General features: G+C 60.5%; 16 protein-coding genes. 5 read left to right on the forward strand and 11 right to left on the reverse strand.

Features of this window, described 5'->3' with window-relative positions; translation table 11 throughout:
* Positions 1-21: 21 nt before the first annotated feature.
* Positions 22-495 (forward strand): GNAT family N-acetyltransferase, encoded by a 474-nt coding sequence (locus F7R90_RS12740; RefSeq protein ID WP_225741165.1) that lies wholly within the window; start codon positions 22-24, stop codon positions 493-495.
* A gap of 7 nt (positions 496-502) precedes the next feature.
* Here F7R90_RS12740 and F7R90_RS12745 read toward each other — a convergent pair whose 3' ends face one another.
* From F7R90_RS12745 to F7R90_RS12765, 5 genes are all read right to left on the reverse strand, one after another.
* On the reverse strand, positions 503-1,735 hold the full coding sequence (locus tag F7R90_RS12745; RefSeq protein WP_158057802.1) for a digeranylgeranylglycerophospholipid reductase: 1,233 nt from the start codon (positions 1,733-1,735) through the stop codon (positions 503-505).
* 190 nt (positions 1,736-1,925) lie between these two features.
* Complete coding sequence (locus F7R90_RS12750; protein WP_158057803.1) at positions 1,926-2,165, reverse strand: hypothetical protein; 240 nt, start codon at positions 2,163-2,165, stop codon at positions 1,926-1,928.
* A gap of 413 nt (positions 2,166-2,578) precedes the next feature.
* Positions 2,579-3,436, reverse strand: a complete 858-nt coding sequence (locus F7R90_RS12755) for a hypothetical protein (protein ID WP_158057804.1) — start codon at positions 3,434-3,436, stop codon at positions 2,579-2,581.
* Positions 3,437-3,572: 136 nt separating this feature from the next.
* On the reverse strand, positions 3,573-4,436 hold the full coding sequence (locus F7R90_RS12760; protein WP_158057805.1) for a 2-oxoacid:ferredoxin oxidoreductase subunit beta: 864 nt from the start codon (positions 4,434-4,436) through the stop codon (positions 3,573-3,575).
* Positions 4,433-6,190 (reverse strand): 2-oxoacid:acceptor oxidoreductase subunit alpha, encoded by a 1,758-nt coding sequence (locus F7R90_RS12765; protein ID WP_158057806.1) that lies wholly within the window; start codon positions 6,188-6,190, stop codon positions 4,433-4,435. The genes F7R90_RS12760 and F7R90_RS12765 overlap by 4 nt, the downstream gene beginning before the upstream one ends.
* A gap of 208 nt (positions 6,191-6,398) precedes the next feature.
* Between F7R90_RS12765 and F7R90_RS12770 the strand changes: the two genes are divergently transcribed.
* The 4 genes from F7R90_RS12770 (at position 6,399) to F7R90_RS12785 (ending at position 8,701) form a co-directional block, all read left to right on the forward strand.
* Positions 6,399-7,043 (forward strand): FAD-dependent oxidoreductase, encoded by a 645-nt coding sequence (locus F7R90_RS12770; RefSeq protein ID WP_158057807.1) that lies wholly within the window; start codon positions 6,399-6,401, stop codon positions 7,041-7,043.
* A gap of 9 nt (positions 7,044-7,052) precedes the next feature.
* On the forward strand, positions 7,053-7,604 hold the full coding sequence (locus tag F7R90_RS12775; protein WP_158057808.1) for an NUDIX hydrolase: 552 nt from the start codon (positions 7,053-7,055) through the stop codon (positions 7,602-7,604).
* Between the two features lie 187 nt (positions 7,605-7,791).
* Positions 7,792-8,301, forward strand: a complete 510-nt coding sequence (locus F7R90_RS12780) for a universal stress protein (RefSeq protein ID WP_158057809.1) — start codon at positions 7,792-7,794, stop codon at positions 8,299-8,301.
* Positions 8,302-8,374: 73 nt separating this feature from the next.
* On the forward strand, positions 8,375-8,701 hold the full coding sequence (locus F7R90_RS12785) for a YbjQ family protein (protein ID WP_158057810.1): 327 nt from the start codon (positions 8,375-8,377) through the stop codon (positions 8,699-8,701).
* Positions 8,702-8,718: 17 nt separating this feature from the next.
* On the opposite strand, the gene mce is transcribed toward F7R90_RS12785, so the two are convergent.
* From mce to F7R90_RS12815, 6 genes are all read right to left on the reverse strand, one after another.
* A complete protein-coding gene (gene mce / locus F7R90_RS12790; protein WP_158057811.1) occupies positions 8,719-9,102 on the reverse strand; it encodes a methylmalonyl-CoA epimerase in 384 nt (127 codons plus the stop codon).
* A 598-nt stretch (positions 9,103-9,700) separates the two neighbouring features.
* Complete coding sequence (locus F7R90_RS12795) at positions 9,701-10,822, reverse strand: cellulase family glycosylhydrolase (protein ID WP_158057812.1); 1,122 nt, start codon at positions 10,820-10,822, stop codon at positions 9,701-9,703.
* A gap of 77 nt (positions 10,823-10,899) precedes the next feature.
* Positions 10,900-12,582: an acyl-CoA mutase large subunit family protein gene (locus F7R90_RS12800; RefSeq protein ID WP_158057813.1), complete on the reverse strand. Its 1,683-nt coding sequence runs from the start codon at positions 12,580-12,582 to the stop codon at positions 10,900-10,902.
* Between the two features lie 749 nt (positions 12,583-13,331).
* A complete protein-coding gene (locus tag F7R90_RS12805; RefSeq protein WP_158057814.1) occupies positions 13,332-13,913 on the reverse strand; it encodes a GNAT family N-acetyltransferase in 582 nt (193 codons plus the stop codon).
* Between the two features lie 83 nt (positions 13,914-13,996).
* Positions 13,997-14,299: a hypothetical protein gene (locus tag F7R90_RS12810; protein ID WP_225741166.1), complete on the reverse strand. Its 303-nt coding sequence runs from the start codon at positions 14,297-14,299 to the stop codon at positions 13,997-13,999.
* 201 nt (positions 14,300-14,500) lie between these two features.
* Positions 14,501-14,962 carry an MGMT family protein gene (locus F7R90_RS12815; RefSeq protein ID WP_158057815.1) on the reverse strand — a complete coding sequence of 154 codons (462 nt, stop codon included), beginning with the start codon at positions 14,960-14,962 and terminating at the stop codon, positions 14,501-14,503.
* Between the last annotated feature and the right edge of the window lie 64 nt (positions 14,963-15,026).

Genomic DNA, 15,026 nt, shown 5'->3' on the forward strand with positions numbered 1-15,026 from the left:
GTCCTACATCTTCGGGACGACATGTGCGAACTGGCGATTCGTCGAGCGACCGCCGCAGATGCGAAGGAACTCACGAGCGTCTTGCATAGTGCGTACCGGGAGAACCGCGAACTCGGCTTTCCGGCCAAAGCCGAATCCGTCACGGAGAGCGAAGTCGCGGAGTGGAGCCAGGAAGCGCGAATCTACGTCGCCGAGAGCGACAGGGAACTCGTCGGTGGTGTCCGACTCGAAGAGACGGAACCCGAACGTGTGAAACTCAGTCGCCTCGGCGTCCACGAAGACTGGAAAGGTGAGGGCGTCGGCAGTCGGCTACTGAGTCACGCGGAGGAAGTCGTTCGAGAGGAGGATTATGAGACTATCTGGCTGACGACACCAGAATCACATCCGTACCTTCCCGAGTTGTATCGGCGGCGAGGGTACGAAGAAACCGAACCGTACCCGCTGGAGTATCGAGAATACGACGAAGTCGTGATGGAGAAGTCGTTTCGAGACTGAACCCGCGCTACAACCCGATTCGTTCCTTCGCAAACTCCGCCAGCAGCGGGATGTCGCCCCAGTGAATCAGCTTTCGAATCGCGGCCCGACTCCCGCCGTTCGCTTCGCTCAGCACGTCCGCATCGACGCGTTTGAGGTCGCGCAGGAGCGTGTCGTAGCGTTCGTTCGGCGCGAGATAGAGTAGTTGGGTCATCAGCAGTCGCGTGCGCATCTTCGGCGCGACGTCGCTGTGCCAGAGGTCGTCGTAAATCGACAGTTCCTCCGCGGAGGTGTCTCGCTTCTCACCCATGAAACAGCGGTCGGCCATCACGGCGGCGGCGCGACCGGACTTCATGCAGGTGTGGATGCCCTCGCCCCAAAGTGGGTCGATTGTCGGCACCGTGTCGCCGATAGCCATGAAGTTGTCCGTGCTGAGGCCGGTCGGCATCTGGATGTGGGCCGACCCGCGGTGCTGTTTCCCTTCGATTCGCTCTGCGTTCTCGAAGCGAGGGTCCGAGTCCAGCCAGTACTGCAGGTAGTCGTCGATGCCCATGTCCTCCTTGCCGTAGTCGCGGTGGGCCTGATTCTGGATGTAGCAGAGGCCGACCTTCGCGGTGTCCTCGCCGGTGTGGAAAATCCACGAGTAGCCGCCGGGCGCGAGGTCGTGGTCCAGACGGAGCATCATGCCGTCCGTCAAATCCGCGTAGCCGGGATGGTCGATGTCGATGCCTTCCATCTCGAACTCGACGCCGATGGCCTGATTCTGGCGCTCCAAATCGACCACGCCGAGTTTCTTGGCGAGCGGCGCGGCGGGACCGGTGGCGTCGATGATGATGTCGCCGTACACTTCCTCCTTACCAGCGTACCGGACGCCGACGATTTCGCCGCCCTCCATCACGGGCTTGTTGACCCGCGAGTCGAAGCGGTACTCCGCACCTTTGTCGCGGCCGTCCTTGACGAGGTAGCGTTTGAAGTCCGCGAATTCGAGAACCGCACCCGGCTGATAGCGGGAGAAGTACTCGTTCGGTGATTCGAGGACGACGTTGTCGGTGTAGTTCATCACCACGTCGTCGGGGATGCCGAACGACCCCATCATGGAGGGGAACGTTCCGGCGGTCGATTTGTTCGACTGGCGCGGGAACTGGTCTTCGGGTTCGGCTTCGAGGACGACGACGCCGTAGCCTCGGCGGGCCACGTCGCGGGCGCACTGCGCACCAGCGGGTCCAGCACCGGCAATCACGACGTCGTAGTGGTCGGTCATGGTCGCTCCCCCCGCACCACTCGCACGGGCGCACTGGTCCCCGCGTCGCCCCCAGCAATATCGTATTCCGCAGTCATCTCTATCGCGTGGTTAACAGACGCCCAATAAAAAACACGCGGGAACGGTTCTGACGCTTGCGAACGGACGGAATGGGGGATGGGTGATGTGTCGGTTCGCGGTGGCGGGTTCCTTACCGAACAGTGTCGCTGAGAACGCGGTGCGCGATTGCGACGAGTCCGCTCATCACGAGGAAGAACCCGACGAGGAAGAGGAGCAACTGGAGTAGGTCGTCGAAGACGGAGAACGGGGCGAAACCGACTGACCCCGAGAAGCCGATCATCACCCACCCGGCGAGGACGACGGCGTACAGTCGGAGCAGTTCTCTGGTGAGTGCGTACTGGAGCGAGCGGGGAACGCTTTCGGATGACATGGCCGTGGGTTCACGGTGAGATTAGAAATATCCTGCCAAATTCTAGAGTTGGAAAATTTCACGCCCTTAATTGAGAGATTGTTGCTTTGCAGAGCCACTCCTCGTGATAACGTAGATACCCCCTAATAGGAATACAATTTGTAAGATTGCAAGGACTGTTTCTAAGCTTCCACTCTCGGTGAATCTCATTGCGACTAAACAAAGCATAGAGAGGAAAATTAAGAGAACAAATCGCTTTGTATTCTGTGCTTTCTCACTCATCCATGTGTAGATCACTACTACACCGAACAGCGTTATGCCAACGAATTGTATCAGTGATTGTATGCTACTCATAGAGTAACGTATACCATATTACGACTGACACTACTACTGCTTTATGCTCTCAGAGGGTTCGAGAAAGAAAGCGAGTGGTTCTATGTTACATTCGGGATGTTCTTACACTCGTAACACCCAGTGACCGTTTCGCAACCACTACCGATGTTACAGTCAACCCCGTAAGCAGTCATCACTGCAAACATGCAAGCAGCACATGTAGTGTCATCAAAGAACGAAGCCGCGCATTTACCACACAAGACAATTGCTCCACCGTACGCACCAGCAATAGCTGACCAGCACTGGTAGTTTGGAGAATCACACACCGTAGCTTCGGCTTGACAAAGATCACCACATCCACCCCCACCATCGCCCGGAAGATGGGCTTGTGTGCCGACGTTGCCACCTTCGAGTGTGTGGTAGTCTGACTCTTTTGTTTTTACTTTACCATCGTCAACGACGTACCGCTCCGAGTATTCCGTCGATGGGTTCGAAGAAGTCGAAAGCGAGTTGCTTGACCGCTCGAACCGGAAACCAAGTACCCTGTACGTTCCAAAGCTTTCGTCTAACCAGAGGATGTGAGCACTCTCCGACTTTGAATTCCTGCCAGATTTCTTGAAAGGAACAACAACGGTTCGATGACCCTCTTCCTCCGTGGAGGTAGTTCGTTTACAATCCGCCTTTTGTGCTTGAGGAACAAACCCATCAGCGGAAAGGGCTGCGGAAATTTTCTGGTACACTTCGTCAGACTGCGCAGCCTCAATCGCGTTCTTACGCGCTTTTCCAGACATGGTCTGTACTTTAAGGCCTCGTTCGTCTGCGTCCTTTTTCAGTGCGGCGACAGTTTGACTGAACCACGTTGTAGTAGCAGTCGCTGCTCCCACTGCTTTGAGGCATTTTCGTCGATTGACTCCCTTTTTCTCACCTCTACCGCCACTTGTTATCTTTTCTAACACCATAGAAATTTTACTTTTGGTGTAGGTATTTATATTTTTGTGTTATTACATCTCGTAGAACATAGTTATCGCTACGGAGTTGTTGGCACTGAAGCGCAATCAAATTTCGAGGAAAGCGAGAAAACGCGAAGACGACCGGTTAGTAGAACTCTCGAACGAGATCCATCGCGCCCTCGGGCGCGCCGTCCGGAATCTCGGCCATGTTGCCTTCGATGCCGTGGAGTTCCGAGTAGGGCACGCTGTTCTCGTCCTGATAGAGGATGCCCTGATACTCCTTATCGGCGTCGAGAATCTTCTCTTTCGCGGCGTCGCGGTCGGTCGGGTCGTGGTCCGTCTCGTCTAAGTCCACGATGGCGTCGCGGAAGTAGTCGTAGGTGTCCACGTCGTTGAACGTCACGCACGGCGAGAAGACGTTCACGAAGCCGAAGCCGTCGTGTTCGATGGCCTTCTGGACGAGTTCGGCGTGGCGCTGGGCGTCCGTGGAGAACGACTGGGCGATGAAGGTGCCACCCGCCGAGAGCGCGAGTGCGAGCGGGTTGACCGGCGGCTGTTTCGGGCCTTCCGGCGTCGTGGAGGTCTCGAAGTCCTCGCGGCTGGTCGGGGAAGCCTGTCCCTTGGTCAGGCCGTAGATACGGTTGTCCATGACGCAGTAGGTCATGTCCACGTTGCGGCGCACCGCGTGGATGAAGTGGCCCGCGCCGATGGAGTAGCCGTCGCCGTCGCCGCCCGCGACCATCACTTCGAGGTCGGGGTTGGCGAGTTTGACGCCCGTCCCAACGGGGAGCGCGCGGCCGTGGACGCCGTGAATCGCGTAGCTGTGCATGAAGGTGCCGATCTTGCCCGAGCAACCGATACCGGCGACGACGAACGTGTCGTCGGGGCTGTTGCCCGTCTCGGCGAGTGCCTTCATCATGCCGTTCATGGTGCCGAAGTCGCCGCACCCCGGACACCACGTCGGCTGTTTGTCTGACTTGAAGTCGGTGAATCGAATCTCGGAACTCATGCTTGAACCTCCTGTGAGAGCTGCTGTTTGATTTCGTCGGCCAGTTCGTCGGCCTTGAATCGAACGCCGGTGTACTTGTTGATGCGGTCGAGGCGGGTCAGCGAGTCGTGTTCGAGGACGTTGGCGAACTGCCCGGTCTCGTTACACTCGACGACGATGGCGTTGTCCGCCGCCTCGATTTCCTCGGTGAGGTCGGGGCGCGGGAAGATGTACGGCACCGAGATGAACTTCACGCTGATACCCTCGTCGCTGAGGAACTGGTTCGCTTCTCGGAGCGCGCCTTCGTTCGAACCCCACGTGATGACGAGGTCGTCTGCGTCCTCGTCGCCGAACGTTCGGGGAGACCAGTCTTCTTCCTCTTCTGCGGTCTTGACCTTCTGGTTGCGCTTGTCTACCTGCTCGACGCGGATGTCGGTGTCTTCGGTACGGCGGCCGAGCGCGTTGTGTTCCAGACCGGTGGACATGTGCGCGCCGTCCTTCGTGCCGGGGAACGCGCGCGGACTGATGCCGTCTGCGGTCGGGAAGTGCGGTTGGAACCGACCCTTCTCGTCGGTCCACGCTTCGATTTCGTCTTCGTCCACGACCTTCCCGCGGTCGATTTCGACCTCGTCCATGTCGAACTCTTCGGGTTCGAACGTCTGCTCGGTGACTGCCATCGCGAGGTCAGAGACGAGGAAGACGGGCGTCTGGTACTTCTCCGCGAGGTTGAACGCCTCGATAGTCTTGTGGAAACACTCGCTGATGGTGGTCGGTGCGACGACGAAGCGCGGAATCTCGCCGTGGCCGCCGTACAGCGTCATGTTGAGGTCGCCCTGCTCCTGCTTGGTCGGCATCCCCGTCGAGGGACCCGAGCGCATCACGTCGCAGATGACCAGCGGCGTCTCGCTCTGGGCGACCAGCCCGAACGTCTCGGTCATTAGGTCGATACCCGGACCGGAGGTGGCGGTCATCGAGCGCGCGCCGGCGCGCGCCGCACCGAGCGCCATGTTGATGGCCGACAGTTCGTCCTCGGCCTGAACGACGGTGCCGCCGTACTGCTGGATGCGGCCCATCAGGTACTCCATCACGTCCGTCGCGGGGGTGATTGGGTAGCCCGAGTAGAACCGACAGCCAGCGGCGATTGCGCCCATGCCGATGGCTTCGTCGCCGTTCAGCAGGACGTAGTCGTTGTCCGTCGTGTCGATGTCGTAGTCGAAGTCGTAGTCGTACTCCTCCTGTACGTACTCTTGGCCGAGACGGGCGGCTTCCTTGTTGTTCTCGACGATGGACTCGCCCTTGCTCCCGAACTTCTTGTCGAGGGCGCTGTCTAAGTTCTCGATGGGGAAGTTCGTCGCTTCACAGGCCGCACCGAGCGCGACGGTGTTCTGCATGATGGCCCCGCCAGCGTCCTCCGCGAGCGATTTGAGGGGGACGTCGAGACCGATCATGCCCTCCGGAACTTCCACGTCTGCCATCTCCGTGCGTTCGCCGTCGTAGATGATGACGCTCCCGTCGTGGAGTTCGTCCATGTTCTCCTCGATGGTGCGCTCGGTCAGCGCGACCAAGATGTCGAGGCGGTCCACGACGCTCTCGACTCGGTCTACGGAACTCCGAATCTTGTACGCCGTGTAGCCACCGCGGATTCGGGACGCGAAGTCCTTCGAGGTGAATACGTGCCGTCCTGCGCGGGAAAGGGCCTGTGCGAAGATCTTCCCCGTCGAGTCGATGCCATCGCCAGCCTCCCCGCCGATGGCCCAGTTCAAGTCTTCTGGCATTCCTAACTAGCGGTTTACCCACGCCAAATCAAAAGCCTTCTGAAGCCACGTAGGTCCGACCTGTCGGGCAATTGTCCGAGGTTTTGTGGCACGCGTAGTATTACCACGCTTGGAACGCCAGTGTTTCGACTAAAACGAGCCCTCACTGCCTGAAACGCACGTTTCATCATCGCAGAAGCCTTTAGTCGGGCCACCGCAACCTCCGGGTATGGACGGAACCGCAGTCGAAGTTCGCGCAGTCGAATCAGTCGGCACCGACACGGTCGCGTTGACGTTGGAGACGCCCCCGGAGTTCGACGCCGAACCGGGCCAATTCGTGCAACTCGGCGCGACGGTCGAGGGCGAGGAAGTCGCCCGCTACTACACGCTCTCTTCGCCAGACATGGCGGACACTTTCGAGACGACGGTCGAGGTAGACCCAGACGGTTCGCTGACGCCGTATCTCGCCAACCTCGAAGCGGGCGACACCGTGGAAGTCGCAGGCCCGTTCGGTGAATCCTACTACGAGGGCGAACAGTCGGTCGTCGTCCTCGCTGGCGGGCCGGGCGTCGGTCCCGCGGTCGGCATCGGCGAGCGCGCGCTAGCAGAGGGCGCGGACGTGACCATCGTCTACGAGGACGCGGACCCCGCGCACGAAACTCGACTGGCCACCTTGGCGAGCGAGGGCGCAACGGTCGTAATTACGGACGACGTGAGTAGCGACGACGTGGTGACGCTACTGGCGGACTCGCTCGGACAGACGTTCGTCTACGGCTTCGCGAACTTCGTGGACGAGGCGACCGCCGCGCTCGACGCGGCGGGACTCGACACCGCCGACGCGAAAGTCGAGAGCTTCGGCCCCGCGCCGGAGTGAGCAAGAAGGATGAACCTCGGGGAGAAGACCCGAACCGACGTAGACGCTCGAATCGACCAGTTTCGAGAGAAGTACGGCGAGTTCGAACTGGTCGAACGAACCGTCGAGAACGACCCGGAGTACTTCGAACACGGGCGAGAGCTGGCACAGCGTGGCTGGCGCGGCGACGCGTGTACGTGGGTTCGTTCTGATGACGGGAGCGACCGACTGTTCATCAGACATCCAGAAGCGCCCAAAAAGTGGGGCATCCCCGGCGGTACCCACCAAGGAGACGAGTCGTTCGAAGACACCGCGCGCCGGGAAGTCCGCGAGGAGACGGGTCTCGACTGCGAGATAACCAACCTCTGGCGCGTCGTGCGCAGGACTATCGTGCTGGAGACGAACCCCGAGAAGCGGCTACACGTTTTGACCACGCAGTTCGAGGGGCGCGCAGACGGCGACTCGTCGCCGTCCGCAACGGGAGACGACGAGATTCTGGAGGCGCGTTGGTTCGACAAGCCGCCAGCGTCGGTACACGAGTTTCTAGAGTCGAAGGTCCGAGCGTGGGCCGACGGACACTGAACCGCGTTCCCTACGACCGGTCGCGCGACGAACACCTCGATACAGCGCGTCGGCGAGCGCGAGGAGGCAGAGGAGGGCTTTCAGCGGTGGGCGCACATTCGGAAATTATCAATATGATTTGATGAACGTTCCCGACTGCCGGGAATGGGTGGCTAAATACTTATCTTCTATTCGACTACTCTGTAGTATGACACTGGTGGTTCCGTTCGATGGGTCCGAACTCGCCCAAGCGGCGCTCGTTCGCGCGGCCGAGTTCGGTCGTGCGTTCGACGAAGACGTGCTGGCAGTGAGCGTGATTCCGAAGGGTAACGCGGAGTACGCCCAAGCGCGCGGCTGGCTCGGCCCGGACGAGGCGTTCGAGATGGAAGCCGTCGTCTCGGCGTTACACGAGCGAGTGACGGACCTCTCTCCGAGTAGCGACTTCCGACACAAGGTCGTGGACCGCTACGCGCCGTCCGGGGCTATCTCGAACCACCTGCGGTCGGTCGCGAGAGACGAAGACGCCTCGATGGTCTTCATCGGGAGCGAGAACTCCGGACACATGGTTACGTCACTCAGTAGCGTCGGCAGTGGTATCGCGGCAGACGACGCCTACGACGTGGTCATCGTTCGCAACCGGAGTCCCACGAAAATCACAGAGCTCAAGCGCAACTCCCCGCACCGGAACTCCAAATCGGACTTCTATCTCACCGAGTGACGCGTTCTCTTTCCCGCCGTCGAGCGAATTCGGGCGGCGAAACAGCTATCTCCTCATCGCTTCAGTTACAGATATGATAGTTACGAACACCGAAACCGTAACGGGACGCGAAATCACAGAAAATCTCGGTCTCGTTCGAGGCAACACCGTCCGAGCGCGCAACGTCGGCCGGGACATCACGCAGGGACTGCGCAACATCGCTGGCGGCGAACTGAAAGCCTACACGACGCTGCTGTCCGACGCGCGCGAGCAGGCAATCGGCCGGATGCAAGCGGAGGCCGAAGAACTGGAAGCCGACGCCATCGTCAACGTCCGGTTCGTCACCGCAGAGGTGACCAACGGCGGCGCGGAACTGCTGGCCTACGGGACGGCAGTGCGACTCGCGCCGCGCGAAGAGTAGAACGCGGAGAGTCCCGCTCAGTGCTGGACGAACTCCACCAGAACCCCGCCGGTCGATTTAGGGTGGAGGAACGCCACGTCGTGGCCCCACGCGCCGGGTCGTGGCTCCTCGTCGATGAGTTCGACGCCGTGGCTTCTGGCGGTTTCGAGCGCCGCGTCGATGTCGTCGGTTTCGAGTGCGACGTGGTGGATACCCGGCCCGTTCGCGTCGAGGTATCGCGAGATGGTGCCCTCCTCGACGGGTTCGAGCAGTTCGAAATAGCCGTTTTCGAGTTCGAGGAAGACGACGTGCAGGCCGTCGAACTCCTCTTCGTGGGCGACTGGCGCGTCGAAGAGGTCCGCGAAGAGGTCGGCGAGCGTTGCGGCGTCGTCGGTTGCGATTCCGGCGTGGTCGAAGTGCATGGGTGGGGTGTTTGGGCGAGTGGGCTATAGTTTCGGTGAAAAGTCCGTGGAGTACTGGTCGAAGTTCTGTTGTCCCGGATTCGATAGGATATGTGGCAAGAGATACGAACAGCAACGCGACAGCGACTGCGAACAGCACTGTTGCCGATACCAACGAGACCGCACCGCTCCGCATGGGCCACACACAACCCCAGCCGACTGCGGGCTTCAGTACGAACGACGCCCCGTAGCGCGCCGTCCGGCCTTGCAGCCCTCATCCCTCGCACGAACTGGTCGCGGCATGAACGCCGCGACCGCGTACGCCCGGTGGTTTGAACAGTATCTCGAACTTCCGCTAACGAAGTGGCGCGCGGTCAAATCCCGAATGTGGATTCGGCCATTCCATACGAGGTCTGCGCGAACGAAGTGAGTGCAGGCTCGGCAGACGCGGTTTGTCTGCCGGTGGACGAGCGAACGAACGTGAGCGAGTCGGGTGGGGAGGCGTGTGGCTGATGCTGTGCGGTCTCATTTGTGACGTGTGAGTAGCGGTTCTGTTCGAGTTGCAGGAGTTCACCGTTGTTTGGCAATTCCCAGTGACTAACTCGTGGTCACACCCAACTCACTCCCCACCGAACGCCTCTTCCCGGACCTCAAGCGCCCACTCTGGCCACTCTCGGCGCTCCTCACCTGAAAACGACACCTCGCCCGACATCGACTGAATCCCCCGGGCGTCCTCAAGACTCCAGACCGCACCGTCCTCGTGGAACAGTCCCCCGAGAACACCTTGGTCGCGCTGGGCGTGGACGTAGGCCGGTTTGACCATCAGCGACCAGAAGAAGTTGCCGACGCCCGCCTTTCGAATCTCCGGCGCGAGCGAGGCGTAGTTCGGTTGCCACTCGTCGCCGACCACCTCGGCTTCGAACCCCTGTCCCGAACGGCAGCGTTGCCACTCGGTCAGCCAGATTGGGCAGTCCATCGAGTCGGCGAGGTGGTTGGCGTCTCGTAGTAGTCTCCGATACGTCTCCCTGCTCGATGCGAAGTTGTAGTGGAACTGCAGCACGTCGCTTCCCCAGTCGGTGTACTCGACGTTGTTGGCCAGACTGGTCGAACCCACGGTAAGTGGAACGCTCGGCCGCGCAGTTCGCAACGTGAAGAACATCGACTTGGCGAACTCCTCCTTGAAGGGAAGCCACCCCGGTTCGTTCATCACCTCTATCGCCAGCAGTCGGTCGTCGTCGCCGTACCGCTCGGCGAACCAGCGGACGAACTCGCGCGTCTCGCCCCAGCGCGAGGAGTCGAGAAGAATCTTCCGCGAGGGAGACTGCACGGGAGTCGCGGTCAGCGGGTCTCTGTTCGTCAGATTCTCCTCGTTCGGGTTGAGACCGACGCTTTCGAAGAGGCAAACCAGCACCTCGATGTCCTGCTCGTCCGCGGCCGACAGCAAGTGGTCAAGGCGGCGTTCGTGTGCCTTCGGATTCTCGACCCAGAATTCGTAACTGCAGCAGAGTCGGATGGCGTTCAAATTCACCCTCGCGGCGTAGCCCAGATCGCGCTCGATGACCGACTCGTCGTAGTCGTGCCACAACTGGTACCAGTTGAACACGCGCGTCGGCAGGTAGATAGCTCCGCGGACATCGACGGGAGGGCCTGATGACTCCTGTAAAGGACTCGTACCGAGGACTCCAACGCTTGCGACACCTGTCGCACCCAGAAATTCGCGGCGTGTCACCCGCTCGGTCATAGCCGTGCCACGACGGCGGGTCTCTTAATGATACAGGCGAGTTGTCACGACGAGAGAGGGAACAGAGTTCGAGCGCGTTAGACCGCCGCACCGGGCTTGTACTCACCGAAGGTCTCGCGCAGAACGTTGCAGACCTCACCGACAGTCGCGTACACCTTCACGGCGTCCACGATGTACGGCATGACGTTTTCGTCGCCCTCGGCGGCCTCACGGAGCGCGTCGAGTTTGGCTTGAACTTCTTCGTCGTCGCGGTCCTCTTTGACCGACTCTAGTCTGCCAATCTGGCGCTGTTCGTCCTCCTCGGTGACTTCCTGAATGTCTACCTCTGGCTCTTCGTCCACTTCGAACTCGTTGACGCCGACGATGATGCGCTCTTGTTCTTCGATTTCGCGCTGGCGCTCGTAGGCCGTATCCTGAATCTGGCGCTGGACCCACTGGTTCTCGATGGCCTGCAACATGCCGCCCTTCTCGTCCACCGTGTCCAAGATGTCGAAGGCGTCCTCCTCGACGCCGTCGGTCAGACTCTCGACGTAGTAGCTCCCCGCGAGCGGGTCGATGGTGTCTGCGGCACCGGACTCGTGGGCCGCGATTTGCTGGGTGCGCAGGGCAGTTCTGACGCTCTCTTCGGTGGGCAGGGCCAAAGCTTCGTCCTTGCCGTTGGTGTGGAGGCTCTGGGTGCCGCCCAGAACTGCGGCGAGGGCTTGGTAGGCCACGCGGACGATGTTGTTGTCCACCTGTTGAGCGGTGAGCGTCGAGCCAGCGGTCTGGGTGTGGAACTTGAGTTGTTTGCTCTTGGGATTCTCGGCGTCGAATCGCTCTTCCATAATCTTGGCCCACATGCGCCGCGCGGCGCGGAACTTCGCGACCTCTTCGAGGACGTTGTTGTGCGCGTTGAAGAAGAACGAAAGCTGGGGCGCGAAGTCGTCAACGTCCAGTCCGGCGTCGAGTGCGGCCTCGACGTACTCGATGCCGTTGCCCAAGGTAAAGGCGACTTCTTGGGCGGCCGTCGCGCCCGCCTCTCGGATGTGGTAGCCAGAGATAGAGATAGTGTTGAACTTCGGCGTCTCTTGGGCGCAGAACTCGAAGATGTCCGTGATGATGCGCATCGACGGCTCCGGCGGGTAGATGTAGGTGTTGCGCGCGACGTACTCCTTCAGCAGGTCGTTCTGAATCGTCCCGCGTAGCTCCTCCCTATCGACGCCCTGCTTGTCGCCGACTGCGATGTACATCGCCAGCAGGACGGAAGCGGGCGCGTTGATGGTCATCGACGTACTCACTTCGTCCAGCGGGATGCCGTCGAAGACGGTCTCCATGTCGTGCAGGGAGTCGATGGCGACCCCGGACTTGCCGACTTCGCCCGCGGCCATCGCGGCGTCCGAATCGTAGCCCATCTGAGTCGGCAGGTCGAACGCCATCGAGAGGCCAGACGACCCGTTTTCGATGAGGTACTCGAATCGCTCGTTGGTCTCTTCAGGCGTGCCGAACCCGGCGTACTGGCGCATGGTCCAGAGTCGCCCGCGGTGCATCGTGGAGTAGACGCCGCGCGTGTACGGCTCTTCGCCGGGGAAGCCCAAATCCTCGTTGTAGTCGAGGTCTGCGACGTCGTTGGGCGTGTAGAGGCGGTCTACTTCCTGTCCGCCGGTGTCGGTCGTGAACGTCTCCTTGCGCTCGCCGAACCGCTCGACTGTGGGTCCGACTGTCTCGTCCTCCCACTCTTCGCGGGCCGAGCGTATCTCGTCGAGGTCGTCCGCGTCGAACATTGGCTAGAAAAACGTGGGGGTCGGTCTTAACGGTTGGCGGATTGAGTTGGAGATGGGGTTTGGTGTGTTGGTGGTTTTGGAACAGTGAACTCGGACGTTTCGACAGCCTCGGAACTGTTCAGAATCATAGCAGACGATGCAACCGGGAACAACCCGAAAGCCCCCGGACTACGCAGAGAGACAGCAGACTACGTGACTTAGAACACCCGGAAAGCCCCCGGACGACCACGCCCTTCGGGCGCGAACGTCCGGCCCCTTTCAGTCCCGCCCTGTGGTCAGTTCCACCGGCTGATTCCGGTTGTTTGTTTCACCGGTTGTTTCCACGGTGAACAGTTCACCCGGCGCGCGCTGGCGCGACCACGAGGGTCGCGCCAAATCTCGCGCGAGGGATGAGCAACACAGGCCCGGACGACGCGCCGGAGCGCGTCGTCCGTACTGAGTAGCGCAGTCGGTTGGGGAGGCGTGTGGCTGTCGCGGTGCTGTGCGATTGGGTGGGACCGAAAGGGGTCGCCCGGTCGCGTTCACTTTAGTCGCTTCAGCGGCCCCTATCGGCGTGCGGTTTGCGCCGATATGTCGCTGAGCGACCGCGAGCGGGCGGGGGCTTTCGAAGAAGTCAGAGTCACAGTAGCTTCTACAGTCACAGTAGCTTCTACAGTCACAGTAGCTTCTACAACTGCTAGCGAGGGCTTTCGAGGTAGTCACCAAAGTAGTCCAAAAAACGTAATCAGTACCCCAAAAAGTCACTCCACCTAGTTCCCAGTGTCGTACTTATAGGTCGCGCGGTCGGGGTCGATGCCGAAGTCCTCCGCGCTCTCTTCCGGTTCCGACTCTTCCTCGCTCGGTTGGGCACCCTTGAACCGCTCGCGGAGTCGGGGCGGCATCTCGAAGCTATCGACGGCCAGCGCCATCCCGACTGCGTCGGGGTCGAGACTCCCGCGCTTGGCTTCGAGTCGCTCTTGGAGTTTCGCGGGGAGTTTGGACGTGTCGATGCCCCGGAAGCCGAACTGCGAGAGGTAGTCCGTCGCGCTGGTCAGCGCGTAGACGACTTCGAAACCCGCGTCGCGGGCGTGTTCGACCAGTCGCTCGACGACGTGTGCGCCGACGCCCTGCCTGCGCCAGTCTTCGAGGACGCCGATGCTCGTCAGTTCGCAGAGTTCGCCCTCGTCTGTCTTGTGGATACGAATACGGCCGAATCCGGCCTTCGCGCCGTTCGTCTCGTCGATGGCGACGACGTAATCGCGGGAACGGAACGCTGTCTCGTCGAGGCCCATCGCTTCGATGTGGTCGAGTAGCCAGACCTCTTCTCTGTTTTTCGCGTCCCGGACGTACATAGGAGGGGGTTCGTCGGTGATGGGTAAAAAGGTGTGGCGCGCCAATGAACTGTGGCGCTACGAAAGAGGGAGACAACAGCGCGTCAGTCTGCGTTCTGCGGGACCGAGTGGGGAGATGCGTGGTCCTGCGTGGTCGAATCGTCGTTGTACGGATGGGGCGAACGGAGGAACGCGATGAGACTCCACATGATACCGGTGAGGAACGAACCGACCGCGGAGAGCGTCATTCCGAGGGTGAAGAACGTCGTTCCGTAGACGATACCGATAGTCGCAGAGGGAAGCGTCGTGCCGAGCGGGATGTTCGCCATCGAGTCTCGAAGCGTCGGGACGAGAACGACGAGCGAAAAAACGCTTCCGCAGAGGAAGATGAGGTCTTGCCACATCATCGTGTCAACTCCATCGTGTCTTTGGGGGTGGGAAGTTCTTTCATCAACTACACGTAATAGCGAGGAATACAAAAAGTTTACTCAATGCCGAGTAAACAATTCGTTAAATTTCCATTCGGTAGCAAATCACACAGTAGACCGACCGCTGTCCAATGGTACCAAGCGAACCTGCTCGCCGCAAAATAGTCTGTTTCGGTGGCGTTACAGTCCCTCAAGCGACCGCAACTTCTGCTCTATCGCTGGAGGCGCGGCACTCGGCCCGTCCCGCACCCTGTGGTCCGGAATCAACAGCGGCGCGGGATTCTGGTCGAGCGCGGTGCGCACCGTGTTCAGGTCGTCCTCGTCGGTGTGGTCGATGCCGCTGGTCATGCGGGCCAGCGTCTCGACGTTTATCTGGTCGCCGTAGGGAATCTCGCGCACGCGGTCCAGCGCGCGCCGCTGGTCGGTCGGTACCGTCAGCGCGATTTCGACGTCCGAGAAGTCGTCTTCGACGCCGCTCAGATAGTCGAAGATACGGTCTAACAGTTCGTGGTCTACCTCTGCGTCTTCGTCGGGCGCGTCGGGGAACGAGACGCTAAGCACGCGCCCACTGGCGATACCGAGTTGGACGTACCGCTCCAAGTACGGTGACTCGCGCGCGAAGATACCAGCAACGTCGTCCATGGGTGGCGTTTCGGTCGGTTCGGACTTGAATATTCCGCGCCTACTCCGAAGTCCGATTCACCTT

It is taken from the genome of Halorussus halophilus (assembly GCF_008831545.1).
Lineage (GTDB): Archaea > Halobacteriota > Halobacteria > Halobacteriales > Haladaptataceae > Halorussus > Halorussus halophilus.